Below are 25,104 nucleotides of genomic sequence, written 5' to 3'. Positions count from 1 at the left end.
AAATTAAAGAAAAGACTAGAAATTTATCTGATTTTTTAGGCCGGTATATAGTGCTATCTTTGTAGCATGAAAATATGCCGGTCCTTTTTTTATCTGCCATTGATTATGTTAATTACTTCCTGTGCCAGTCTTAATTCATTTCCTCATAAGACAGCTGCTGACCTTGGTGACGGAATAAATATCGGTAACAGTCTTGATGTAATTACAGATGCTGACGGAAGCGGCAGTGATGAGACCTGCTGGGGTAATCCCGTAATAAGCAGGGACTATATAAAATTTTTAAAGAAGTCTGGATTTAAAACCATAAGGCTTCCTGTAACCTGGGCTGAACACATGGCCCTTACAGAAGATTATACAATCGATAAAAAATGGATGGACAGGGTTAGTGAAGTTGTTTCCTGGATTATCAGTGAAGATATGCATGTAATTATTAATCTTCATCACGACGGGGGAACAAGTAAAACAAGCTGGATTCAGAAAAAGGAAATCCCTTATGAAGTAAGGCTGGACCGTTATAAAAAAGTATGGACTCAGATTTGTGAAAACTTTAAGGACTACAGTCATAATCTTATTTTTGAAGCCATGAATGAAGTAGGCTTTGACGGCTGGACAGATGACAGCTACCATCAGCTTAATATTCTGAATCAGGCTTTTGTAGATATTGTAAGAAAGAGCGGCGGTAAAAATTCAGACAGATTAATTATGGTTTCCGGTTACTGGACTGATGTAGATGCAAGCTGCGATTCCCGTTTTAAGCTTCCTTCTGATTCTGTAAAGGACAGGCTTATGCTCAGCCTTCATTACTATACTCCAAGTGCCTTTACCATCAGCATGGATAAAAACAATGAATACTGGTATGCAGAAAAATGGGGTGATGAAAAAGATTTTGCTGAATTAAAATCTAAGTTTGAAAAGCTTAAGGAATTTTATATTGATAAGGGTATCCCTGTTGTAATAGGGGAATATGGCTGTATTGATTCAAAAGATTATGATTCTGTTATTCTCTGGCTTAAAAGTGTTAGAAAAATATGTCATGATTATGACGTAGTTCCTGTCCTCTGGGAAAATGGAAAGTACGTAAACAGAAAGGCACCTTTTGGATTTGGAAAAATCTATTCTCAGGTCCTTAACTAAAAAAAACGGAGAATTGAAAAAATGAATGAAAAAGAAATTGATGAACTTGTAAGTCAGCTGACCCTGGAAGAAAAAATTAAAATGATACATGGTGCAGGTCTTTTTAGAACTGAAGGAGTAAAAGAAAAAAATATTCCTCCCCTGTATTTTAGTGACGGACCTCTTGGTGTAAGAACTGAGTTTCCTGATGCCAGCTGGATTCCTTACGGCTATACTGATGATTTTGTAAGCTACCTGCCTTGTGGAACAGCACTTGCTTCTACCTGGAATCCTGATCTTGCATATAAGTGCGGATCTGTTCTTGGAGAAGAAGCCCGTGGTCGTGGTAAAGATATGATTCTTGGTCCTGGCATTAATATAATGCGCTCTCCTTTGTGCGGAAGAAATTTTGAATATATGAGCGAAGATCCTTACCTTGTTTCTAAAATTTGTGTTCCTTATATAAAGGGTGTTCAGGAAAACGATGTGTCTGTTTGTGTTAAACATTTTGCCCTGAACAATCAGGAGACTGAACGTCTTGAAGTAAATGTAGAAGTAAGTGACAGGGCCCTTTACGAAATTTATCTTCCTGCTTTTAAGGCTGCTATAGAAGAGGGAGATGCCTATGCCCTTATGTGTGCCTATAACCGCTGGGAAGGTTTGCATTGCAGTGCAAATAAAAGACTTCTTACACAGATATTAAAAAGTGACTGGCATTTTGACGGTGTAGTTGTCAGTGACTGGGGTGCTGTTCATGATGCTAAGTCAGCTGCAGAGGCCGGTCTTGATATAGATATGAATGTAACTTATTCCTTTGATGAATATTGTTTTGCCCAGCCCCTTCTTAAAGAAGTAAAAGCCGGCCATGTTTCTGAAAGTGTTATCGATGATAAGATAAAAAGAATTCTCAGACTTATGGATAAGGTTCATATTTTTTCTTCTTCAAGAAAAGAAGGAAGTTATAATAATCCTGAACATCAGGCCAGGGCTCTTGAAATTGCAAGGGAGTCAGTAATCCTTCTTAAAAATGATGAACTTAATGGTAAAAAAATTCTTCCACTTAATAAGGCTCAGATAAAAACAATTGCCGTAATAGGAGAAAATGCTGATGTACTTCAGTCCCATGCCGGAGGAAGTGCAGAAATAAAATCCCTTTACGAAATAACACCTCTTCTTGGTATTGCAATGGAAGCCGGTGGAAATATAAAGGTTAAATATGAAAAGGGTTACAGTCCGGATCCGGCTAAGTCAGAGGAGTTAAGGAATAAAGCCCTTAAGCTTGCCAGGGAATGTGATGCCGTTATCTATGTGGGAGGCTGTGCTCATTACAATCCAAAATTTCAGATGGGAACAAATGCCATTGGTGTTACAAAGGACGATGAACCTTGCCGCATAGACAGTGAAGGTTTTGACAGGGATGACATGACATTACCTTACGGTCAGGATGAACTTTTGTGCAGCCTTTTAAAAGAAAGACCTGATACTGTAACTGTAATTTTTAGTGGTAATGCAGTAGACATGACTAAGTGGATTGATTCTGCCTCTGCCCTGATTGCCACAACATATAACGGCATGGAAGGGGGAAGGGCTCTTGCAGAAGTTATCTTTGGAAAAACAAATCCTTCCGGAAAACTTTCCTATACAATTCCCCGTCAGCTTTTGGACTGTCCTGCTCATTGTCTTGGTGACTTTCCTGGAGACATTAAAGGAGATGTAAAGACCGTACATTATCGTGAAGATATTTTTATCGGTTACAGATATTTTGAAACTTATAAAAAAGATGTTCTCTTTCCATTTGGTCACGGACTTTCCTACACAAACTTTGAGTATTCAGACATGGAAGTAATTCCTGTGGACAGTGAGCGTTTTAAAATAATTCTTAACGTAGAAAATACAGGCTCCATGGCAGGAAAAGAAACTGTCGAGCTTTATATTTCTCCTCTTGCCCCTGCATGTCAGCGCAGCAGTATTGAACTTAAGGCCTTTAAGAAAGTTTTTCTTGAAGCAGGAGAAAGAAAACGAATTGTTCTTGAGTTAAGTAAAAAAGATTTCGCCCGTTTTGATTCTGATTATATGTGCTGGAAAACAGATGAAGGTGCCTATGAAATTATTGCAGCTTCTTCTGTAAGGGATAAGAGACTTGTAAAAGAAATATTCCTTGATGGTGAAGTATATGAAAAATAATGAACTGAAATTTTTTTCTCCTGCAGATGAATGGACCAGTGCCCTTCCTTTAGGAAACGGAAGGCTGGGCTGTATGGTATTTGGTGATCCTGTAAGAGAAAGAATACAGTTTAATGAAGACAGTCTCTGGAGTGGTATTCCCCAAAAAAAAGAAGAAGACATTTATTCAGAGGCTGTAAATAAAGTCAGGTCTTTAATTAATCAGGGACACTACAGTCAGGCCCAGAAAATTGCAGACCAAAAACTTCTTGGTCCCTGGAGCAGTTTTTATGAACCGGCAGGAGATATCTTTCTGGATTTTCCTGACAGTCATAAAAATTTTTCTGATTATTCAAGAAGCCTTGATTTAGAAAAGGCCTTGTGCAGTGTCAGCTATAAAGCAGATAATCTTTTATATACAAGAGAAATATTTACAAGTCATCCTGCTGATGCAATTATTATTAAACTTGACTGCAGTAAAGCTGCCGGTCTTAGTTTTAAAATCCGCCTTTCTTCATTATTAAAATATCAGCTTAATGTAAATGAAGATTCTTCTGATTCCGCTTATTTTATTTTAAGGGGAAAGGCTCCTGTAAGCGGTCCTAATACTTTTGGTCCTGATGAAGAGCCTGTGCTTTATGATGATGTAATGGGTATGAATTACACCTCTTGTCTAAGGGTAAAGGTTTACGGAAATGATGCTCATGTAAAAAAAGATCATGATAGTATTCTTGTAAATAAAGCAGACAGGGCAGAACTTTATTTAACTGCTGCAACTTCCTTTAATGGTTTTACCAGGGAAGCCGGGAGTCAGGGAAAGGACTGCGATTTACTTTGCAGGACAATGGATAAAAAAGTTTCTGCTTTTTCTTATGAAGAACTTTACCAGGAACATGTAAAGGATTTTTCTTCTTTATTTAATAAAGTTCAATTTGAACTTAAGGGAGAAAACAGTCAGCTGGCATTAAAAAAACTTTCAGATAAATCTTCTCCTGTTTTTTCAAGGGAACTGGCTCCTCTTTTCTTTAACTTTGGCCGCTATCTTTTAATTTCTTCTTCAAGACAGGGAAGTCAGCCTGCAAATCTTCAGGGAATCTGGAATCAGGATATTCGTCCTGCATGGAACTGCAATTATACAACAAACATAAATCTTGAGATGAATTACTGGCCTGCAGAAGTCTGTAACTTAAGTGAATGTCATCTTCCTCTTTTTGATTTAATAAAGGAACTTTCAGTAACAGGAAGGGATGTGGCAAAGTACAGGTGGAAGTGCCGGGGCTGGGCTGCAAACCACAATTGTGATTTATGGCGTAAGGCAAGTCCTGCTGGTGGAAGCAGTGAGTGGGCTTTATGGCCTTTAGGGGGAGCCTGGCTTTGCACTCATATATGGGAACATTACATTCACACAGGGGATATGGAATTTTTAAGAGACATGTATCCTGCCCTTAAAGGCTGTGTGGAATTTTTAATGGATTTTCTCCAGAAAGATAAAGACGGTTATCTTGTAACAAATCCTTCTATAAGTCCTGAAAATAATTTTATTGATCCGGAGACAAATAATAAGTGCTGCCTCTCCAGGGCAGGTACTATGGATATGTCCATCATCAGGGAAGTCTTTACCCAGTACAAAATAATTGCCGGTCTTTTAAATCTTGATGAAGACTTTGCAAAAGAGACAGAATCTGCAATAGAAAAACTTTTTCCTTATGGTCTTACAAAAGACGGAAGGTTAAGGGAATGGTGTGAAGATTTTAAAGAAGCAGAAGCAGGCCATAGACATGTGTCACATCTTTTTGGAATCTATCCCGGTCATCTTCTTTTTGAAAAGGGAGAAGAAAAATATAAGGCTGCTGCAGAAAAAAGTCTTCTTGAACGTTTGTCCAATGGCGGCGGTCATACAGGATGGAGCTGTGCCTGGACAGTATGTCTTTTTGCCAGATTTAAAAAAGCTGCAGAAGCAGAAAAATATCTGGATGTTCTTTTTAACAAACTGACTTATAAAAATCTTTTTAATGTATGTCCACCCTATCAGATTGACGGAAACTTTGGAGGTACGGCAGCCATAACGGAAATGCTGGTTCACAGTGGTTCCTTTTATGATGAAGAAAGCAGCTGTATTGAACTTTTACCCTGCCTTCCCCAGTCCTGGACCTGTGGCAGTATAAGGGGCTTAAAAGTAAGGGGAGCTTACATAATTGACATGGAATGGAGGGATTTAAAGCTTAAAAATGCCAGAATAAGGGCAAAAAAGGGCGGAAAAGTGAGAATATCTTACAATAACAGTGGAAAATTTTATAATTTTAACAAAGATGATGAGATATCATTGGATTCTTTTTTGGAATCATTATAAGATGTTAGAACTCTTAATATTATCTTAAGAAGTCAGGAGGAAAATATTATGAAATTCGGAAATTTTGATGATGCGTCACGTGAGTATGTTATTAATACTCCTCGCACACCATATCCGTGGATTAACTATCTTGGCAATGAAAAGTTTTTTTCATTGATTTCCAACACTGCAGGTGGATACGCTTTTTATACTGATGCCCGCCTTAGAAGAATTACCCGTTATCGTTACAATGATGTGCCCCTTGATACAAATGGACGTTATTTTTATATCAAGGATGAAGATACAATCTGGAATCCTGGATGGCAGCCTTGTAAGACAGAACTTGATTCTTATGAATGCCGCCATGGTTTTGGCTATACAAAAATCAATTCAGTAAAGAATAATCTTCGTGCAGAAGTTCTTTACATGGTTCCAAACGGTGTTAACTGCGAAGTAGAACTCGTTACCCTTAAGAACGAATCTTCAGCAGCTAAAAAGGTAAGCCTTGTTTCTTATGTTGAATGGTGTCTTTACAATGCACAGGATGACTGCACAAACTTCCAGCGCAATTATTCAACTGGTGAAGTAGAAATTGAAGGCAGTGCAATTTACCACAAGACAGAATACCGTGAACGCCGCAATCACTTCAGCTTCTACAGTGTAAATGTTCCTGTAGACGGATTTGATTCAGACAGGGAAAGCTTCCTTGGCCTTTACAACGGTTATGACAAGCCACAGTCAGTTGTAGAAGGAAAGAGCCGCAACTCTGTAGCAGACGGATGGTCTCCTGTTGCCAGCCATAGAATTAATGTTGAACTTAAAGCAGGTGAAGAAAAATCATTTGTATTTGTTTTAGGTTATGTAGAAAATCCTGAAGACAAAAAATGGAGTTCAGAAAAAGCTTCTGATAAACTCCTCCGCACAAATACAGCAAGCGGAATCATCAATAAGGAAAAGGCATACGAAATCCAGAAGCGCTTTGACTCAAAGGAAAAAGTTCTTGCTGAATATGAAACCCTTAGAAAATACTGGGATGCTACTCTTTCTAACTTTACCCTTAAAACTGGTGACGAAAAACTTGACCGCATGGCTTTGTGGAATCAGTATCAGTGTGTTGTTACATACAACTTTGCCCGCAGTGCTTCTTACTTTGAAAGCGGTATCGGCCGTGGCATCGGATTCCGTGATACTTCTCAGGATATGCTTGGTGCAGTTCATCAGCTTCCTAAAGAAAGAATTCGTGAACGTCTCTTTGACGTAGCTTCTACTCAGTTTGAAGACGGAAGTGCTTACCATCAGTTCCAGCCTCTTACAAAAAGAGGAAACGCTGACATCGGTTCTAACTTTAACGATGACCCTCTCTGGCTCGTTCTTGGTGTAGGCGGATATATCCGTGAGACAGGAGACAAGGACTTCCTTAACCAGCAGGTTCCTTTTGATAACAACGAAAAGAATACTGCAACAATGTTTGAACACCTTAAGAGATCATACAGATACATTACAACCCACAAGGGTCCACACGGTCTTCCATTAATCGGCCGTGCTGACTGGAATGACTGTCTTAACCTTAACTGTTTCTCTACAAACCCTAACGATTCTTTCCAGACTTGTACAAACAAGGAAGGTAAGAATGCAGAATCTGTAATGATTGCACAGATGTTTGTTTATGTTACACCTGATTACGCTGCAATGTGCCGCCTTCAGGGTGATGAAGCAGAAGCTAAGTTTGCAGAAGATGCAGCCCGCCAGATGGAAGAACAAATTTGTAAAACTGGCTGGGACGGTGAATGGTATATCCGTGCTTATGACGATGCAGGAAACAAAATCGGTTCAAAAGAATGTGAACACGGAAAGATTTATATTGAAACACAGGGCTTCGGAACAATGGCTAAAATCGGTAAAGATAAAGGCTATCCTGAAAAATCCCTGGACTCAGTTAAGAAGTACCTTGATTCACAGTACGGTATCGTAATTCTTTCTCCAGCTTATCAGGACTATCACGTAGAGCTGGGTGAAGTTTCTTCTTATCCACCTGGATACAAAGAAAACGGTGGTATTTTCTGCCACAACAATCCATGGGTAATCATTGGAGAAGTTGTAAATAATCGTGCAGATGATGCCTTTGCCCACTACAAGAAGATTGCTCCTGCTTATGTAGAAGAATTCAGTGAAATTCACAGAACAGAACCTTATGTATATTCACAGATGGTTGCCGGTAAGGAAGCCCGCCGCTTTGGAGAAGCAAAGAACAGCTGGCTTACAGGAACTGCTGCCTGGAACATGCTTGCTTTAAGTCAGTATATTGCAGGTATCCGTCCTTCATATGAAGGTCTTACAGTAGAACCTCGTCTTCCTTCTCACGTAAAAACTGCTGTAATTACAAGAAAATTCCGTGGTGTAGAATACATCATCAACGTAAAGAACAATAACAACACAGGAAGCGTAACTATTACTGCTGACGGTGCTGATGTTGACGGAACTCTTGTTAAAGTACAGCCTGGAAAAAATAAAGTCAGCCTTGAGGTAAGCGTAGGCTGAATCTAAGGAGAGTGCCATGCTGCATGAAACAATTGAACTTCCGGTTAACTACCGTGGAAAAATTGAGAACAATAATTTTGTTCCCTTTATTAAAACCTATATTCTTGAAAACTTTGAAGAATATTCAGCAGGAAGAAAACGTCCTCTGGTTTTAATATGTCCTGGTGGTGCATACGAGATGCTTTCTACAAGGGAAGGTGAGGCTGTTGCCTTAAAAATGAATTCCCTTGGTTTTCATGCAGTTACACTCTGGTATTCCCTTAAGCCCATGGAGTTTCCTGCAAGTCTTCTGGACTTATGTGAAGCAGTAAAATATGTCCGCTCTCATGCTGAAGAATGGAACGTTGATTCAGAAAAAATCATTGTTGCAGGCTTTAGCGCAGGGGGACATCTTGCTGCATCCCTTGGTGTTTACTGGAATAATCCTCTTATTCAGAAATACCTGCCTTACTCTGCTGCTGATGTAAAACCGGATGGTCTTATGCTTGCTTATCCTGTAATAACTTCCAATGAGTTTGCCCACAGGGATTCAATTAACAATGTAATTGGATGCTCTAAGGAATATTCCCAGGAAGATGTTAAGCTGGAAGACCATGTTACTCCAAAAGTTCCTCCGGTATTTATGTGGCATACTTATGAAGACGGTTGTGTTCCTGTAGAAAATTCCCTCTTGTTTGCAATGGCATGTAAAAAGAACAATGTTCCCCTTGAGTACCATGTATTCAGAAGGGGAGGTCACGGTCTTTCTCTTGCTACAAAAGAAACAACCTGGAATAACGGTACAAACCCTGCCGGTATTCAAAAAGAGTGTCAGGTATGGCCTGAATTATTTGCAGAATGGATGGAAAGTCTTTGAAGAACTGTATATTTACTTTAGTATTGATAGCATTCGTTTGTGTTGCAGCGGTTTTTTTAACCATAGGTTTTCCTGTCTGAATGCTGATATGAGATTTTAAAAATAAAGAGCCCTGAAAGATAAGTGTACTTCATTTTAAGTAAACTTCTTTTCAGGGCTTTTTTTATGTTTATTGAATATTTTACTTACGGTCTTCCATGTTAACGTAAGGACGTTCACCCTGTACATTTTTGTAAGCAGGACGGTAAATTCTTCTACCTGCTACGATTTCCTCTATACGGTGAGCGCTCCAGCCTGCAATACGGGCAATGGCAAAAAGAGGTGTAAAGAGTTCACGTGGAATATTAAGCATTGTATAAACGAAGCCTGAATAGAAGTCAACGTTTGTACAGATACGCTTTTTGTTTCCGTGAGTTTCGCAGATAATATCCGGAACTATGCGTTCAATTGTTTTATAAAGGTTAAATTCTTCCATGCAGCCTTTTTCTTTTGCAAGAAGTTCAGCCTTGTCACGAAGAAGCTTAGCCCTAGGGTCACTGATTGTATAAACAGCATGTCCCTGTCCGTAAATAAGTCCTGTGTGATCAAAAGCTTCTTTACGGCAGATTTTTCTAAGGTAATCAGCGATTTCTTTTTCGTTGCTCCAGTCCTTTACATGAGCCTTAATGTCATCCATCATTTCCATTACGCGGATATTAGCTCCACCATGACGGCGTCCTTTAAGGGAACCAAGGGCAGCTGCAATTGCCGAGTAAGTATCTGTATCTGCAGAAGAAACTACGTGGATAGTAAGGGAAGAGTTATTACCACCACCATGTTCTGCATGAAGAATCAGTGCCAGGTCAAGAAGTTCTGCTTCAAGACGGCTGTATTTTTTGTCGTTGCGGATAAGCTGAAGAAGGTTTTCTGCAATGCTGAGCTTTGGATCAGGATTGTGAATGTACATACTTTTTCCGTCAACATAGCGGCGTTTTGCCTGGTAAGCATAGGCAGCAAGGGAACTGAATCTTGAGATAAGTTCAACACACTGACGGAGAATATTAGCTACGTCACGGTTTTCTGGATCCGGATCAAAGGAATATGAAGCAAGTACACCGCTGGCAATCTTATTCATAATGTCAGCAGATGGAGCCTTCATAATAATGTCTTCCGTAAAGTTAGGAGGCAGTGATCTTATGGCACCCAGGTATGTTGTAAATTCTTCAAGCTGTTCTTTTGTTGGCAGTTCACCAAAGAGAAGAAGATAGGCACACTGTTCAAAGCCGAAGCTCTTGTTTTTTTCTGTATCACGTACAATGTCTTCCACGTTATAGCCGCGGTAAATAAGGCGTCCAGGAACAGCTTTTTTAGATCCATCCGGTTCAATTTCGTAACCTACAACGTCACCGATTCTGGTAAGGCCTACAAGAACACCACGACCATCTGCATAACGGAGACCGCTTTTAACGTCATATTTTTCATAAAGTGAAGGATCGATCTGATCGTCAAGCTGGGCAATCATTGTCAGTTTTTCTATGAACTTGTTGTCGTGGTTAATTTCATTTGCCATGGCATACCTCACTTTTGCATATTTATGCGAATCAATCTAGGAATATTTCTATAATTATACAAATTATGGAATAGTTATTCAATTAGTATACAGAAAATTGTATAAATATTTCTTTATATAACAAAAATCCAGCTTAAAATTTTACGTAAAAAGGCTGAAAGATGTAAAAAATATAAAAAATTGTAAAAAATTAAATAGGATTTGCTTTTATTTAAGACAAAAAAAATCCGGTCTTAAACACATAGGGTTAAAGCCGGATTCCTTATAGTAAAGGAGCTTTTTTACTGCTGCTTCCACTCTTCAATATATTCAAGCATATACTGCTGAATGTTCCTGAACCATTTTTCCTGAAAGCGGCAGGCTTTAACTCCTACATAGCGGAAGTGCCAGCATTCCCACATATAACCTGTGACATCTTCATATCCTTTTGGAAAAGAAAGGGACCATCCGTAGCGGGCTGCATTGTTGTATACCCACTGGCCCATTTTTGTGTCACCCCAGTCATCAGTAATGGAACCGAAGTCAACTGCTACTCCAAGCTGGTGCTGACTTGTACCAGGGCGGGCAGAGTAACGTTCTGCAAGTTCAACTCCATCCTGGGCAACATAACGGTTAAAAAGACCGGTCTGGTAAGTGTAAGAACGGTATGTAGAACTTACCATAAGTTTTATTCCGTCTGCCAGGGCTGCCTTAGACAGATTGCAGAGGGCATCATAAGCTTCTGACCTTAAGCTAAGGTCGTTGCGGCTTACGTTAAAAAGATTGTTCTGCTTTACCGGTATAAGTTCTGCAGGAACATAGTCTGAACCGATATTATGTTTTTTATCAATAAGGTAAAAAAGACTTACATCATCTTTTGAAAAAGTCTTTTCTTCTTTAAGGATTTCATTTAAGTCTGCAAGAAAGTCTTCTATCTGTTCATCATCTGCAAACTGAATGTCACCCTTAAAGCGGTCACTCATTTTGTCATAAACAGCCCTGGCTTTTGCAATGTCAGGGTTTATTTTTTTTTCTTCAGTAATTTTTTCAGAAGGTTTTTTTTCTTCTGAAACTGTTTTAGCGGAAGACTTTGTACATCCTCCAAAAAAATTGATGGCAAGAATTGATGCAGCAATACACAAACCGCGGCTACAATGCATCACTAACCTCCGTAACGGAATGAATTACGTTGAAGGTGTCCAGAAATCCGGTTTTTTCCAGGGAGTGGCGGGCTTCTGCAGAAGGGTTAAGGATAAATACCTTTGTACCGCATCCTTCGCCGTCATTATGGGCAGCGATTATTACTCCCAGACCTGTGGAATCAAGCTGGTATACCTGAGACATATCAAGTACAACGTTGGAGTCAAGTATATAACTGTAAACTTTTGTTTTCAATTCCGTAATAGTATAGGCATTTACAGCTCCGGAAAGTTCCAGAAGCATGTAGTAAGCTCCAACTTTTTCGTTAATGGCAAGCTGATCCATTATTTGCCTCCAAGATATTTAATTACAAGGATAGTAACATCATCATCAAGCTCTTTTGAGCTGAAGTGTACCAGGGAATCGTATGCAAACTGAGCCATTTTGTTAGCAGGATAACCTGAGTTTTCCATAAAGTTAGACTGAATGTTTGATTTTCCGTATACATCACCACGAAGGGAGCGGGATTCAATAAGACCGTCTGTACAGGCCATAATCATATCTCCCTCGGAAAGCTTAACTTTCTTTACCTTAATAAGGGGACCAATATCCTGAACAAAGCCAAGGATACGGCCGGCACCCTGGATTTCGATGATGTTGTTGTAGGCCTTTGTATACATAAAGAGGGCAGGGGCACCACAGTTAATGTAGTAAAGGGTATCAGAAGTAAAGTCTATAAGTCCGAAAGTTCCTGCAAAGAAGGAACCCTTTGGAAGGGATTCACGGATAAAGGTATTAACCTTTTCTACAAGAAGCTTAAAGTCTGTAGTTTCTGCAAGGAAGGTACGGATAATGGACTTAAGGATGACCATGTTCATGGAAGCTGCAATACCCTTACCGTTAAGGGCACCAATAATAAAGATGTAACGCTGGTCGTTAAGACGGATGATATCTACAAATTCACCACCAATGTTATGGGCAGGAACCATAAGGTAGCCTACGTCTGCCTTAGGATTCTTGATAAAGTCCATGTTTTCCTGAATGGAAGTAATAATCTGGTCTGACATGCGGATTTCGCGGTTTACAGTACCAATAAGGGCTTCGTTCATGATGTTCTTTACATAGTAGCCGACAACGAAAATGTTGGAATAGAACTTGTTAAGAACTTCATAGTCGTATGCTGAGTAAACGTTACCGTTACGTTTTTTACCTAAAGCAAGAACTGCGACAACCTGGCGTCCTTCATTAAGGATGATAAAGGCATCTGAATCTGTCTTTGTAAGAAGGTCAACTGCATAGGAACGGATGTTACTTACAGAAGAGTTCTGCATAAGCCATTCCCTGAATACTACAGGATGGTTCATGTTAAGAAGTGTATCAAATACCGAAGGATCTACCTTAAGGGTAATATTGTTTCCCTTTGAGCTGTATACTGTTTCAAGACCGTTTTCCGTACCGTTGTCAGTAAGAAGGGTAATGGAAGAAGAATCAAGGTATCTCTGGAAGGTTGTAAATACATGCTCAGTGATTGCCTGTGGTTCATCGTCGTAGTTAATGGAAGTAATGTCCTTTTCAAATTCAGAAGAATAGTTGTTGTCACGCAAAAAGTCTTTTGACTGAATGAGACGGTCAAGGTAGTACCAGAAGAAGGTGATAACAGAAATACCTGTAATGTAAAGAATCATAAAGAGAGGCAGGTTCTGTCTGTAAATGTCAGCCAGGGCTATAAATAAAAGTCCTCCTAAAGCTGCAGGAAGAAGGTACCTTACACCTACACGGGCAGCAGCTTTTAAAAGGCTTAATGGTGTCCAGAGAGTCTCAAGATTACTTCCGTAAGAGAAAAGAATAATCTGTGGCAGGAAGGTAAATGAGAAGAGGGACATAATAAGTGACTGATATTCACTTGCCCACTGAATGTAATACCAGGTAAGCCATGCCATAGGAATACCAATGATGGTAATGATACGCTTCTGTCTTAAAAGCCTTGAATCTGTATTTTCTGCCTTAATTGCAGCAAGAAGTACAAAGAAACATGGTATTGCGTAAATATAAAGCTTAGAAATAAGGTCAAACCAGGTGTAGTGGAAGGTACGTCTCATTGCACCGCGGAAAATAAATCCTGAACGGAAAATGAATTTTCTTTCGTTCATGCCAAGAGCCAGAATGGAACCTTTTGCAAGGAAAACCAGGTAGAAGGCAAGAATAAAAAGACCCCACTTAAAAAACTGCATTAATATGCTTGGACGCTTTTTGTTTGATCTAGGAAATCCTACTATATAAATTGCTGCAGAAACACTGTAGCAGGCAAAAAGCATAATTGTGATTCTTCCGGAAAACAGAGAAAGCTGGGAAGGACCCCAGAGACTGAGGGCAATCATAACAGCTGAAGAAAGGAAAACTATACTTAAAAAGAGAGTAAGGTTTACAAGATCAGTACTGTATTTTGTTACTTCAATTTTTTTATCAGTGCGGAATGCAAGCCTGATTGTAAATGCAAATGCAATTAAGTTCAGTAAAAGAAAAACCATATTATCTCTCCACCTTGGCAACCATCATAGTAAGGTCGTCCCTAAGTTTTGCTCCACCGTTGTAGCTGTGTATAAGGTTTACAACATCCTTGATAAAATCATCAGGTTTTTTGGCAGCACTGGCCTTGATTGTATCCTGATAGAGCTGGGTAGTACCAAGTTCTACACCGTCTTTATCCATTACTTCAGAAACACCGTCCGATGCCATAAGGATTACGTCACCACGGAAAAGCTTAAGTTCAGTTGGTTCAATGTCCGGAAGATCAATAATTCCGACAAGGGAACAGTTGGAAGTAAGAGGCTTAAGCTTGTAGCCTGTAGGTGATTTGGAAATAACTACCGGGTCAGACATGGAAGCGTTTACATAGCGGATAGACATTTTTTCCGTATCAACGATTCCGATGAAAACTACAGTATATTTATCCTGAAGTTTCATTCCCTTAATAGCCTTATCTACAGACTGAATTACACCACTGAGGTTTTCCTTGTTGGCAATGTTCTTTACAGTATTCATTACCAGACCCATGACCAGGGCTGCGGCAAGACCTTTACCTGATACGTCACCAAGCATGAGCAGGGTTTTTGTTTCAGAAATAGGAAGAACTGTATAGTAGTCACCGGAAACGTTTACCAGTGGTTTATAGTAGGCTGCAAGTGAAAGTTTTTTAATGTAAGGCATTGCAGGAGGAAGGAAGGATCTCTGGGTCTCTGCAAGCTGATTCCAGTCTTTTGAAAGTGAAGAAATTTCGGAAAGCTGTGAAATTGTCTTAATACGGCTCTGGAAGCGGCAGTATTCTTCGTAAAGACTCTTAAAAATAAAGTGGTCAAAGAGTTTTGTATAGCGGCAGAATATGTAAAGATGCTGTTTATTATGTACAAGAAGGAAGCCTCTTGCCTTTTTAGGACCTGATACTACACCAAAGTTAGGTCCAAGGAAGAAAATACCGTCTTTCCAGTCTACAGAGTAGTTACGTTCAAGTTTTGTGGTAATTTCGCTGGAACAGGTAAGCTTGTCCGGACTGTTGTAAAGGATATAGTTCTGTTCACGGTCAATATAAAGAACGGAACAGTCACCCTGTACTTCAAGTACCTGGGAAACGATTTCGTTAAATTCATCAAGGGAATAGCAGAAACGGAGTTTTTCTATAAAGTCAGAGAGAATTTCAGTCTCACCTTCTTCAAGAGAGCTTTTTGCAGCCTTTTTTGTAAGGTAAACGGCAGTTAAGCGGGAAGCTACGGTTACAACTCCAAAAGCGACTCCTACTGTAATAAGTGTTGCCAGTGGTGAATTTTTAGGTGAGTTTCTCCTTAAAGCCGGAATAACGCTGACTGCTGTAAAAGTAAAGAACGCAATTAATATGACGTTAGCAATAAAAACTGAAATTCGTCGTTTTGCCTGATACATTTCTGACCTCAAATCCTTAGTTTTTGTATGTAGAATTATACCATACTATCGGCAAAATGTATCAGATTATTGAGTAAAATAGTCCGGCCTTAAAAATATGGCTTTAAGACCGGCTGTTTTTTAACCCTGAAGTTTATCCAGAGGAATCTTTGAAGGTTCTGTTGAAGCTTTTTCGTAGCGGGCATAGGCTTCCATGGCAGCTTTCTGTTCAGAAGAAAGTTTTGTTGGAAGTTCAACGATAAGCTTAACGTAAAGGTCGCCTTTTTTACCGGAAGAACCGTAAGGAACACCTTCGTTTCTTATACGGAGCATTTTTCCGTTTGTAGTTCCGGAAGGTACTTTTATTGTTATTGAACGCTCATCAAGTCCCTTTATGGTAAGGTCTGTTCCAAGAATAGCCTGGGCTACCGTAACAGGTACTGCACAGTAAAGGTCATATTCGCTGCGTTCAAAGTAGCGGTCAGGCTGAACCTGTACCATTATGATAAGGTCTCCTGCTGATCCTCCGTTTGTACCTGCATCTCCCATACCGTGAATCATCTTGCGGCTTCCGTCATCAGTTCCTTCTGGAATGGAAACGGAAAGGGTAGTGGTTTTATTGTAAACACCACTTCCACGGCAGCTTGAACATGGCTTGTCTATAACAGTGCCCTTGCCTCCACAGGTAGGACAGGTCTGCTGAACGGAAAAGAATCCGCTGTTTCTTCTTATCTGACCTGCACCGCGACAGGTAGGACAGGTTTTTCTGCTTGAACCTGCAGCTCCACCAGTACCGTGACATTCAGGACAGGCTTCTTTATGGGTAAAGCGTATGTCTTTTTTACAACCGTAAACAGCTTCTTTTAATGTAAGGGTAAGGTTTACGCGGATGCTTGCTCCGTCATTATCATTACGGCGGCTTCTTGAACTGCCACCACCGAAGAAGCTTTCAAAAATATCGCTGAATCCGCCGGCTCCACCAAAAATGTCGCTGAAATCGTGGAAAGCGTGGGAATATCCCTGTCCGCCTCCTGCACCACCCATTCCGTCCAGTCCGGCAAAACCATACTGGTCATAAATCGGGCGTTTCTGTTCATCAGAGAGTACTTCGTAAGCTTCTGTTGCTTCCTTGAATTTTTCTTCTGCAGTTTTATCACCCGGATTTCTGTCAGGATGATATTTTACAGCAAGCTTGCGGTATGCTTTCTTGATTGTTTCTTTGTCTGCACTCTTATCGATTCCAAGAACTTCGTAATAATCACGTTTAGCGGCCATGATATTTCCCTAAAAATTAGTTTTAATCAGTTAAATGTATCAAAAAACAGCCCCCGCCGCAATTGACGGAGGCTGCATGAGCTTTATGACTCTAAGGAATTATTTTTCATCCTTAACTTCGTATTCAACATCATCAGCGTCAGCCTTGTTGAATCCTGAAGCACCTGCTCCAGCTGAACCAGCTCCGGCACCTGCACCTGGGTTTGGACCAGCACCTGCTCCTGCTCCCGGACCGGCACCCTGGGCACCACCGTTAGCAGCCTGCTGTTTGTAAAGTTCTTCTGCAATTTTGTAAGATGCCTGTTTAAGGGCTTCTGACTTAGCTTTGATAGCTTCAATGTCTTCTCCCTTAAGGGCTTCCTTAAGTTCGTTTACTGCAGCTTCTACCTTAGCCTTGTCATCTCCATTTACCTTGTCTCCAAGATCCTTAAGGGTCTTTTCTGTCTGGTAAACAAGAGAATCAGCTTCGTTGCGGGCATCAATTGATTCACGCTTCTTTTTGTCTGCATCAGCATTAGCTTCTGCATCTTTAACCATGCGGTTGATTTCGTCTTCGCTAAGGCCGGAAGAAGACTGAATCTGAATATGCTGTTCTTTTCCTGTACCCATGTCCTTTGCAGAAACATGAACGATACCGTTAGCATCAATATCGAATGTTACTTCGATCTGTGGAACTCCACGTGGTGCTGGTGGAATGTCTGTAAGGTCAAAGTTACCAAGTGTACGGTTCTGAGCTGCCATTTCACGTTCACCCTGGAGTACGTGGATGCTTACTGCAGTCTGGTTATCAGCAGCTGTAGAGAATACCTGGCTCTTTTTTGTAGGAATTGTAGTATTGCGGTTAATAAGACGGGTAAATACACCGCCCATTGTTTCAATACCAAGAGAAAGTGGAGTTACGTCAAGAAGAAGAACGTCCTTAACGTCTCCTGCAAGAACACCACCCTGTACGGCAGCTCCAATAGCAACTGCTTCATCAGGGTTAACTGCACGGCTTCCTTCCTTTCCGAAGATAGACTTTACGATTTCCTGAACTTTAGGCATACGGCTTGAACCACCAACGAGAAGAACTTCGTCGATTTTGTCAGCTGTGATTTCTGCATCGCGCATAGCCTTCTGACAAGGTTCGCGGGTTGCTTCAAAAAGATCGTCAGTCATCTGTTCAAACTGAGCACGTGTAATAGACTTCTGAAGGTGTTTTGGACCAGTTGAGTCTGCTGTAATGAACGGAAGGTTGATTTCTGCAGTTGTCTGGTTAGAAAGGCTGATTTTTGCATTTTCAGCTGCTTCACGAAGACGCTGCATAGCCATTGAGTCACCTGAAAGGTCGATTCCTGTATCTGCCTTAAACTGGTCAATAAGCCAGTTTACGATTCGGCGGTCCCAGTCGTCTCCACCAAGGTGAGTGTTACCGTTTGTTGATTTAACTTCAAATACACCGTCTCCAAGTTCAAGGATGGAAATATCGAATGTACCACCACCAAGGTCGTATACGGCGATTGTTTTTTCTGATTTCTGATCTTTGTTAAAACCAAAAGCAAGGGAAGCTGCTGTTGGTTCGTTAATGATGCGCTTTACATCAAGACCTGCAATTTTACCTGCATCTTTTGTTGCCTGACGCTGAGCATCGTTAAAGTAAGCTGGTACTGTAATAACAGCTTCTGTTACAGTTTCTCCAAGGTAGTCTTCTGCAGTTTTCTTCATCTTCTGAAGGATAAAGGCACTGATTTCCTGTGGAGAGTATTCCTTTTCTGCTCCGTTTTCCTGAACGCAAACACGAACATCTGCACCATGATCTTTAATTGCATAAGGAAGCTTTGTTGCTTCTCCTTCAAGTTCGTTAAATCTGTGTCCGATAAGACGTTTTACTGAGTAAACAGTGTTCTTTGGGTTAGTAACCATCTGGTTTTTAGCAGGAAGACCTGTAATTCTGTCTCCTTTTGATGTAAAACCAACGATAGATGGAGTTGTGCGTCCACCTTCTGAGTTCTGAATTACTACAGGTTCACCGTTTTCCATTACGGCTACACAAGAGTTTGTGGTTCCTAAGTCGATACCGATAATTTTTCCCATTTTATTTATCTCCTATTGCTTTTATTGTTAAAGTGTCCGTTGAAAATGCGGACATTATCTTATGCCTTTGGTTTAGTTACCATGACTTTTGCATGGCGGATAACCCTGTCCTTAAGCTTGTAACCCTTAAGGTAAACTGCTGCAAGCTTTTCTTCGTCTACGTCGCCTTCCTGCATGCCGATTGCCTCATGAATGTTAGGGTCAAAGGCATCTCCTACAGCGCCGTAAGAAACAAGGTTGTACTTGTTTTCAAGCATGCTTACCATGCTTTTGCTTATCATTGAAACACCATCAGCTATGGATTTTGGATCTGTAGCTGTTGCTGCTGCTTCTACCGTACGGTCAAAGTTGTCAAGGCTGTCCAGAAGGTCCTTGAGAAGGTTGGTGTTTGCAAAGTCAAATGCATCCTGTTTTTCCTGAATCATGCGCTTGCGGTAGTTTTCAAAATCTGCTGCACGGCGTAAAACCTGATCCTTAAGGTCTGCATTCTCTTTTTCCAGCTGGTCAACCTTGTTTTTAAGGACTGTAAGCTCGTCTTCAGGAACTTCTTCCTTCTGTTCTGCTGCTTCTTCAGTCTGTGTAGCTTCCTGCTGTTCATCCTGAGCCTGAGAAGTCTGTGTTTCTTCTTTAACTTCTTCCTGCTCTTTCTTTTCTTCGTTAGCCATTCTTTCGTATTTCCTTTGTTATTTGCTGAATAAGATAATAAAAAAAATCTTCTATCGTCAATAAATTTTCAAAAAAAATTGAATTTATGGCATATTTAGGGACTTTTTTCCTATTTTTTAAGGGTAAAAACTGCTAAATAAAATATTTGAGATGCCGATTTTAATAATATGGGAATGAATGATTTTTTCAGTTCAGTAGAACTTCTTCACAGATCAATGGATGTTGCCAGCCTGCGTTATCAGGTAACTGCAAATAATATTGCAAACAGCGAAACTCCTAACTACAAAAAGCAGTATGTAAACTTTGAAAGTGAACTTAAGAGGGCTTTTGAGTCAGAAGAGAACGCTAAGGCTAATCCTTTTAAGCTTACAACTACTGACCCCCTTCATTTTGGCACTCCTGAAGGAAAAAACTGGCTTGATGTTGAACCCCGCCGTGTAACTGACTGGAGTACATCCGTTAAGGCCAACGGTAACAATGTTGATGCAGAAGAAGAAGCAATGACACTTGTTCAGCTGCAGGAACAGTACCGCCTTATGACTCAGCTTACAAGCTTCCAGTTCAATCAGCTTGATATAGCCATGAGAAACAGCAAGTAATAATAGATAAAAGAGCAGAAGTGAGGATATAAAATGGGACTTTTTACCAGCATTAACATAGCAGCAACAGGAATGAGCGTTCAGCGTCTTAGAAGTGACGTGATTTCCAACAATATTGCCAATGCAACTACTACCCGTACTCAGGATGGAGGAGCATACCGCAAGCAGACTGTAATTGTTGAACCGATTGCAAAGGATAATCCTACCTGGAGAAGCTCTTTTCTTAACGAAGGCATGGATAATGGTCCTGGAAAAGGTGTCCGCGTAAGTAAAATCGTAAAGGACAGCGAAAAAGGCCGTCTTGTTTATGACCCGGGCCACCCTGATGCAATAAAGTCCGGTCCTCACAAGGGCTATGTTGAATATCCAAACGTTAATATTGTAAACGAAATGGTAAACATGATAGATGCCAACAGGGCTTACGAAGCCAACAGTTCGGTAATTCAGGGCAGCAAGGAAATGTTCAGTGCAGCTCTGGAAATAGCATCCCGTTAAGTATTGAGAGGGCGGCATTCTGGTGATAAACTAGGAGCATGAGAGGGGGTAGCTGGTGAATATTTCTTTTGACGTTAATCAGATGACAGCAACTAAGGTTGAGCATATTGGTGGTATAAACAGGGTTGCAGGTCAGAATAAAGTTGCAGAAGCAGGTGAAGTTTCTGGCCGTAAGGGGGCTTTTGAAACATATCTGCTGGATGCAGTAAGCAAGATGAATGAACAGCAGGTTCAGGTATCTTCACTTCAGAAACAGATTGTAACTGATCCTGACAGTGTGGATATTCATGACGTAACAATTGCCATGGCTAAGGCTCAGTCTTCCATGTCACTGGCAAAGACTGTTATTGACCGCATAGTAAGCGGCTGGACAGAGCTTTCACAGAACAGATAGTTTTTTTATATAAAGCAGCCGGGGGGAATGCAGACCTTCCGGCTTTTTTTTGTCATTACAGAGGCGGTTTAAGGTATGTAACAGAGCCTTTGCTGCCTGTAAAAATGGAGTGGTTCAGGTGTCGTATAATAGTAAGTTTTACTCTTTTCAAATTGGCCTGTACGTGATATATTTTCTATTATATAGATTCGTTCTCTGGAGGGGATGATGAACGAACGCTTCAAGCAGTTTATAGCGTCTTTAAGTGATAAATGGTCTAAGTGGACAAAAGTTCAAAAAGGAATTGCAATAGGAATCGTCCTTGCTGTTCTTGCAGCAGTGGTATGGCTTTTTGTTGGTTCTTCACGTCCTACAACTACAAGACTTTTTAATGCACCTGTAAATAGTGAGACTGAACGTAATAAGATTCTCATGCGTCTTTCTCAGGACAATGTTCAGGCTTACGTATCTTCTGACAATTATATTTCCGTAGATAACGAAAAAGTTGCAGCCCAGTACCGCAGCATCCTCATTGCAGAAAATCTTGAACCTAAGGGAATGAACCCTTATGACCTCTTTAACGAAACAAGCTGGTCCCGCAATGATTTTGATGACAAGGTTAAGTGGCAGCATTCCCGTGAGCTGGCAGTTGAACAGCACCTTAAGAGCTTAAGCGGTATCCGTGATGCCAGCGTAAGCCTTACCCTTCCTGATGACACCTATTTTAGTGATAACCAGAAGCCTGTAACAGCCAGTGTCGTACTTTATGCAGAAGGTTATAGTGATGCCCTTTCCAACAAGACTTCAGTCAAGGGTATTGAGCGTCTTATAGAAAAAAGTGTTGAAGGTCTTCTTGCAGAAAATATTTCCATTGTTGACGGTTCTACCAATAAAGAAATCAACAACTTTGAGGGAATGGAAGAGTCTGACCGTATTTCAAACATAGACAAGCAGCAGCGCCTTATTCAGGGGCTTGAAAATGAATACCGCAGCCGTATTCTTCAGCAGATTAAGCCTATCTTTAACAAGCGTGTTGATTATGTAAACATGAAGATAGAAATGGACATGTCAGAAAAGTCCTATACTGCAAAGGAATATGGTGGTGTTACCCTTAAGGAAGACAACCAGGATACTCCATACGATGACTCTGACGTAAGGGAAAAGGTTGCTATTTCTGAGATTTCCGTAACTGAATCCTTTACAGGTACGGGGCTTAACCCTGAAGGTCCTTCCGGTGTAGAAGGTCAGAATCCTGCAGTTTATGAAGATGCCAGCAATCTTATTGGTCAGCAGCAGAAAGAAAGTCATCAGACAAATTACGTACTTAACGAAAAAAATATAAACGCTAAAGAAAGTCCTATGATTCAGCGCCGCACTGTTTCTGTAAACATTGACGGTATCTGGAAGGAAATCCGTGATAAAGATGGTGAACTTGTAATAGAAGACGGTGCCATTAAACGTGAATACACTCCTATAGAAGAAGATGAACTTAAGGAAATCACAAGACTTGTTCAGGGTGCTATAGGATATGATGCCAAAAAAGGTGACATTGTAACGGTAACAAATATCGGTGTTGACCATTCTGAAGAATTTGAAAAGGCTGATGCAGCAGAACGTGCCCGCAAGCAGCGCAATAAGACAATCGTTCTTATCCTTGTTGGTGTAACAGTTGTTCTTGTAGCATTTATTCTCTTCAGGATTATTACCAGAGAAATTGAACGCCGCCGCCGTCTCCGTGAAGAAGAAGAAAGAAGACGCCAGCAGGAAGAAAGAGAGAAGGCACTTTGGGACGCAAAGGAACAGGGTATGGAAGTTACCATGTCTGTCGAAGAACGCAAACGTGCCGAACTTCAGGAAAATGCAGTTGCTATGGCAAAAGAGCATCCTGAAGATGTTGCAATGCTTATCCGTACATGGCTTATGGAGGAATAATCAATGGCTGATGATAAATCGATTAAACCTGCAGCTTCCAGTAAGAAGAAGGGCGGGATAAAAGACTATAAAAGCTTGACCGGCCGTCAGAAGGCTGCCATATTCCTTGTTGCTCTTGGAAGTGAAGTTTCTGCAGAAGTAATGAAACACCTTCGTGATGATGAAGTTGAACAGATTACTTTTGAAATTGCCCGTCTTGATACAATTGATGCAGATTTTAAGGATCAGGTTCTTGAAGAATTCCAGGAACTTATGCAGGCTCAGAACTTTATCACTACCGGTGGTATTGATTTTGCCCGCGAACTCCTTGAAAAATCCCTTGGTTCCCAGAAAGCCATTGATATTATTAACCGTCTTACATCAAGTCTTCAGGTTCGTCCTTTTGACTTTATCAGACGTACTGACCCGGCACACCTCCTTAACTTTGTTCAGCAGGAGTACCCTCAGACCATAGCCCTTATTCTGGCTTATCTGGACCCTCAGAAAGCAGCTACTATTTTGCAGAACCTTCCGGCAGAAATTCAGCCTGAAGTTTCCAAACGTCTTGCAACAATGGACCGTACATCTCCAGACGTTCTTCGTGAAGTAGAACGCGTTCTTGAGAAAAAGCTGTCTACCTTGTCCAGCGAAGATTATACTGCAGCCGGTGGTGTTGACTCCATCGTTGAAATCCTTAACCTTGTTGACCGTTCTTCTGAAAAGGCCATCATTGAAACCCTTGAAGAAGACGATCCAGAACTTGCAGAAGAAATCAAGAAACGCATGTTCGTATTCGAAGATATCGTTATGCTTGACGACCGTGCCATTCAGAAAGTTCTTCGTGAAGTTGACCAGCAGGAACTTGCCAAGGCCCTTAAGTCTGTTGATACGGAAGTTCAGGATAAAATCTTCCGTAACATGTCCAAGCGTGCCGCAAGTATGCTTAAAGAAGATATGGAATTCATGGGACCTGTACGCTTGAAGGACGTTGAAGAAAGCCAGCAGAAGATTGTAAGTGTAATCCGTCGTCTTGAAGACAGTGGTGAAGTTGTTATTGCCCGTGGTGGTGATGACGAAATGATTGTATAAAAAAGTAAGGACATATTATGGCACAAAGTGTATTCAGACCTAATCAGATAACAGCCAAAGAAGGCGAAATAATGCTCAAACTTACCAAGGAATTTTCCATGCCTGAGGAAGTTGAGGAAGTTGTTGAACCTGAATACACAGGCCCTACTGCTGATGACCTTAGAAGGGAAGCAGAGGCTTTTAAAAAGCAGTGGGAAGAAGAAAAAGCCCGTATGCTTGCCGATGCCCAGGCTCAGGCAGATCAGATTGTAAAAAATGCAGAAGAAGCAGCTTTTGAACAGGTAAAGCGTCAGTCAGACCAGGCTTCCATTATCAGAAACTCTGCTCAGGAAGAAGCAAAATCCATACTTGATAAGGCAAGACAGGAAGCTTCAGAGATTATAGACAAAGCTCACGCTCAGGAACAGGAAATTACCTCTCAGGCAGAAAAGGCCGGCTATAGTTCCGGTTCTGAATCAGGATATGCAGATGGTAAGGCAGAATCAGACCGTCTTGTTGCAGAAATGCACGGTATTATTGATGCAGTTCTTCAGCGCAGGCAGGAAATCCTTGATGGAACGGAACAGCAGATTGTTGACCTGGTAATCCTTATGACCCGTAAGGTTGTAAAGATTATGAGTGACAGCCAGAAAAGCGTTATTCTTTCTAATGTTGTTCAGGCACTTAAAAAGGTTAAGGGCCGCGGTGACGTTACCCTTAGAGTTAACCTTGCAGATATTAAACTTACAACTGAACATACTGCTGACTTTATCCGTGAAGTAGAAAACATTCAGAATATTCATATTGTGGAAGACAGTTCTGTAGAAAAGGGCGGCTGTATTGTAGAAACAGACTTTGGTGCTATCGATGCCCGTATTTCCAGCCAGCTTGGTGAACTTGAAACCCAGATTCTTAATATTGCACCTATTAAGACTGTCAGTAAGTCAGATGTTATTAATCCGGATGCATAGCCATGGAAAAATTCTTCACTAAATATACTAATATTGTGGAGCGCACTGAACCTATTAAATATACGGGAACAGTAACTTCCGTAAATTCCAGCTA

19 protein-coding genes are annotated in these 25,104 nt (G+C 40.7%); 11 read left to right on the top strand and 8 right to left on the bottom strand.

Translation table 11 applies throughout. The features are described from left to right. Positions 1 to 105: 105 nt before the first annotated feature. From K6D58_RS03050 to K6D58_RS03030, 5 genes are read left to right on the top strand one after another with little or no spacing between them, the layout of a single operon-like run. Positions 106 to 1,134, top strand: coding sequence for a glycoside hydrolase family 5 protein (locus K6D58_RS03050; protein ID WP_296827471.1), 1,029 nt, complete (start codon positions 106 to 108; stop codon positions 1,132 to 1,134). 21 nt (positions 1,135 to 1,155) lie between these two features. Then, a complete protein-coding gene (locus K6D58_RS03045) occupies positions 1,156 to 3,297 on the top strand; it encodes a beta-glucosidase family protein (protein WP_296827446.1) in 2,142 nt (713 codons plus the stop codon). After that, positions 3,287 to 5,626, top strand: coding sequence for a glycoside hydrolase family 95 protein (locus K6D58_RS03040; RefSeq protein WP_296827444.1), 2,340 nt, complete (start codon positions 3,287 to 3,289; stop codon positions 5,624 to 5,626). The genes K6D58_RS03045 and K6D58_RS03040 overlap by 11 nt, the downstream gene beginning before the upstream one ends. 48 nt (positions 5,627 to 5,674) lie before the next feature. Then, positions 5,675 to 8,143 (top strand): glycoside hydrolase family 94 protein, encoded by a 2,469-nt coding sequence (locus tag K6D58_RS03035; protein WP_296827442.1) that lies wholly within the window; start codon positions 5,675 to 5,677, stop codon positions 8,141 to 8,143. A 16-nt stretch (positions 8,144 to 8,159) separates the two neighbouring features. Continuing rightward, on the top strand, positions 8,160 to 8,999 hold the full coding sequence (locus K6D58_RS03030) for an alpha/beta hydrolase (RefSeq protein ID WP_296827440.1): 840 nt from the start codon (positions 8,160 to 8,162) through the stop codon (positions 8,997 to 8,999). A gap of 181 nt (positions 9,000 to 9,180) precedes the next feature. Here the strand turns inward: K6D58_RS03030 and K6D58_RS03025 are convergent, their stop codons facing one another. From K6D58_RS03025 to K6D58_RS02990, 8 genes are all read right to left on the bottom strand, one after another. Next, positions 9,181 to 10,548: a citrate/2-methylcitrate synthase gene (locus K6D58_RS03025; RefSeq protein ID WP_296827438.1), complete on the bottom strand. Its 1,368-nt coding sequence runs from the start codon at positions 10,546 to 10,548 to the stop codon at positions 9,181 to 9,183. Between the two features lie 281 nt (positions 10,549 to 10,829). After that, the gene (locus K6D58_RS03020; protein WP_296827435.1) at positions 10,830 to 11,687 is read right to left on the bottom strand and encodes a M15 family metallopeptidase; all 858 of its coding nucleotides are present in this window, start codon (positions 11,685 to 11,687) and stop codon (positions 10,830 to 10,832) included. Next, positions 11,677 to 12,012 carry an STAS domain-containing protein gene (locus K6D58_RS03015; RefSeq protein WP_296827433.1) on the bottom strand — a complete coding sequence of 112 codons (336 nt, stop codon included), beginning with the start codon at positions 12,010 to 12,012 and terminating at the stop codon, positions 11,677 to 11,679. Before K6D58_RS03015 ends, K6D58_RS03020 begins: the two co-directional genes overlap by 11 nt. After that, the gene (locus K6D58_RS03010; RefSeq protein WP_296827431.1) at positions 12,012 to 14,195 is read right to left on the bottom strand and encodes a PP2C family protein-serine/threonine phosphatase; all 2,184 of its coding nucleotides are present in this window, start codon (positions 14,193 to 14,195) and stop codon (positions 12,012 to 12,014) included. The genes K6D58_RS03015 and K6D58_RS03010 overlap by 1 nt, the downstream gene beginning before the upstream one ends. 1 nt (position 14,196) lies before the next feature. Continuing rightward, positions 14,197 to 15,600, bottom strand: coding sequence for a PP2C family protein-serine/threonine phosphatase (locus K6D58_RS03005; RefSeq protein ID WP_296827429.1), 1,404 nt, complete (start codon positions 15,598 to 15,600; stop codon positions 14,197 to 14,199). Between the two features lie 120 nt (positions 15,601 to 15,720). Beyond that, positions 15,721 to 16,854 carry a molecular chaperone DnaJ gene (dnaJ, locus tag K6D58_RS03000; RefSeq protein ID WP_296827426.1) on the bottom strand — a complete coding sequence of 378 codons (1,134 nt, stop codon included), beginning with the start codon at positions 16,852 to 16,854 and terminating at the stop codon, positions 15,721 to 15,723. 99 nt (positions 16,855 to 16,953) lie between these two features. Beyond that, positions 16,954 to 18,927, bottom strand: coding sequence for a molecular chaperone DnaK (gene dnaK, locus K6D58_RS02995; RefSeq protein WP_296827424.1), 1,974 nt, complete (start codon positions 18,925 to 18,927; stop codon positions 16,954 to 16,956). 59 nt (positions 18,928 to 18,986) lie between these two features. Then, a complete protein-coding gene (locus K6D58_RS02990) occupies positions 18,987 to 19,592 on the bottom strand; it encodes a nucleotide exchange factor GrpE (protein ID WP_296827421.1) in 606 nt (201 codons plus the stop codon). A 168-nt stretch (positions 19,593 to 19,760) separates the two neighbouring features. On the opposite strand from K6D58_RS02990, the gene flgB reads away from it, so the two are divergent. From flgB to fliH, 6 genes are all read left to right on the top strand, one after another. Beyond that, positions 19,761 to 20,192 (top strand): flagellar basal body rod protein FlgB, encoded by a 432-nt coding sequence (flgB, locus tag K6D58_RS02985; RefSeq protein WP_296827419.1) that lies wholly within the window; start codon positions 19,761 to 19,763, stop codon positions 20,190 to 20,192. Positions 20,193 to 20,225: 33 nt separating this feature from the next. Next, complete coding sequence (flgC, locus tag K6D58_RS02980; RefSeq protein ID WP_296827416.1) at positions 20,226 to 20,687, top strand: flagellar basal body rod protein FlgC; 462 nt, start codon at positions 20,226 to 20,228, stop codon at positions 20,685 to 20,687. Between the two features lie 55 nt (positions 20,688 to 20,742). Next, entirely contained in the window at positions 20,743 to 21,081 is a 339-nt protein-coding gene (gene fliE / locus K6D58_RS02975; protein ID WP_296827415.1) for a flagellar hook-basal body complex protein FliE, read from the top strand. Positions 21,082 to 21,288: 207 nt separating this feature from the next. Continuing rightward, positions 21,289 to 22,992, top strand: coding sequence for a flagellar basal-body MS-ring/collar protein FliF (gene fliF / locus K6D58_RS02970; RefSeq protein WP_296827412.1), 1,704 nt, complete (start codon positions 21,289 to 21,291; stop codon positions 22,990 to 22,992). Between the two features lie 3 nt (positions 22,993 to 22,995). After that, positions 22,996 to 24,060: a flagellar motor switch protein FliG gene (gene fliG, locus K6D58_RS02965; RefSeq protein WP_296827410.1), complete on the top strand. Its 1,065-nt coding sequence runs from the start codon at positions 22,996 to 22,998 to the stop codon at positions 24,058 to 24,060. 17 nt (positions 24,061 to 24,077) lie between these two features. Beyond that, the gene (gene fliH / locus K6D58_RS02960; protein ID WP_296827407.1) at positions 24,078 to 25,010 is read left to right on the top strand and encodes a flagellar assembly protein FliH; all 933 of its coding nucleotides are present in this window, start codon (positions 24,078 to 24,080) and stop codon (positions 25,008 to 25,010) included. Positions 25,011 to 25,104: the final 94 nt, after the last annotated feature.

The organism is Treponema sp. (assembly GCF_024696245.1).
Classification (GTDB): Bacteria; Spirochaetota; Spirochaetia; order Treponematales; family Treponemataceae; genus Treponema_D.
This window is presented reverse-complemented; position numbering and strand designations above follow the sequence as displayed.

What these genes read in the sequence shown, in the direction of transcription:
- K6D58_RS03050 (WP_296827471.1), top strand. Translation starts at nt 106, where the DNA reads ATGTTAATTACTTCCTGTGCCAGTCTTAATTCATTTCCTCATAAGACA.
- K6D58_RS03045 (WP_296827446.1), top strand. Translation starts at nt 1,156, where the DNA reads ATGAATGAAAAAGAAATTGATGAACTTGTAAGTCAGCTGACCCTGGAA.
- K6D58_RS03040 (WP_296827444.1), top strand. Translation starts at nt 3,287, where the DNA reads ATGAAAAATAATGAACTGAAATTTTTTTCTCCTGCAGATGAATGGACC.
- K6D58_RS03035 (WP_296827442.1), top strand. Translation starts at nt 5,675, where the DNA reads ATGAAATTCGGAAATTTTGATGATGCGTCACGTGAGTATGTTATTAAT.
- K6D58_RS03030 (WP_296827440.1), top strand. Translation starts at nt 8,160, where the DNA reads ATGCTGCATGAAACAATTGAACTTCCGGTTAACTACCGTGGAAAAATT.
- K6D58_RS03025 (WP_296827438.1), bottom strand. Translation starts at nt 10,548, where the DNA reads ATGGCAAATGAAATTAACCACGACAACAAGTTCATAGAAAAACTGACA.
- K6D58_RS03020 (WP_296827435.1), bottom strand. Translation starts at nt 11,687, where the DNA reads ATGCATTGTAGCCGCGGTTTGTGTATTGCTGCATCAATTCTTGCCATC.
- K6D58_RS03015 (WP_296827433.1), bottom strand. Translation starts at nt 12,012, where the DNA reads ATGGATCAGCTTGCCATTAACGAAAAAGTTGGAGCTTACTACATGCTT.
- K6D58_RS03010 (WP_296827431.1), bottom strand. Translation starts at nt 14,195, where the DNA reads ATGGTTTTTCTTTTACTGAACTTAATTGCATTTGCATTTACAATCAGG.
- K6D58_RS03005 (WP_296827429.1), bottom strand. Translation starts at nt 15,600, where the DNA reads ATGTATCAGGCAAAACGACGAATTTCAGTTTTTATTGCTAACGTCATA.
- dnaJ (WP_296827426.1), bottom strand. Translation starts at nt 16,854, where the DNA reads ATGGCCGCTAAACGTGATTATTACGAAGTTCTTGGAATCGATAAGAGT.
- dnaK (WP_296827424.1), bottom strand. Translation starts at nt 18,927, where the DNA reads ATGGGAAAAATTATCGGTATCGACTTAGGAACCACAAACTCTTGTGTA.
- K6D58_RS02990 (WP_296827421.1), bottom strand. Translation starts at nt 19,592, where the DNA reads ATGGCTAACGAAGAAAAGAAAGAGCAGGAAGAAGTTAAAGAAGAAACA.
- flgB (WP_296827419.1), top strand. Translation starts at nt 19,761, where the DNA reads ATGGGAATGAATGATTTTTTCAGTTCAGTAGAACTTCTTCACAGATCA.
- flgC (WP_296827416.1), top strand. Translation starts at nt 20,226, where the DNA reads ATGGGACTTTTTACCAGCATTAACATAGCAGCAACAGGAATGAGCGTT.
- fliF (WP_296827412.1), top strand. Translation starts at nt 21,289, where the DNA reads ATGAACGAACGCTTCAAGCAGTTTATAGCGTCTTTAAGTGATAAATGG.
- fliG (WP_296827410.1), top strand. Translation starts at nt 22,996, where the DNA reads ATGGCTGATGATAAATCGATTAAACCTGCAGCTTCCAGTAAGAAGAAG.
- fliH (WP_296827407.1), top strand. Translation starts at nt 24,078, where the DNA reads ATGGCACAAAGTGTATTCAGACCTAATCAGATAACAGCCAAAGAAGGC.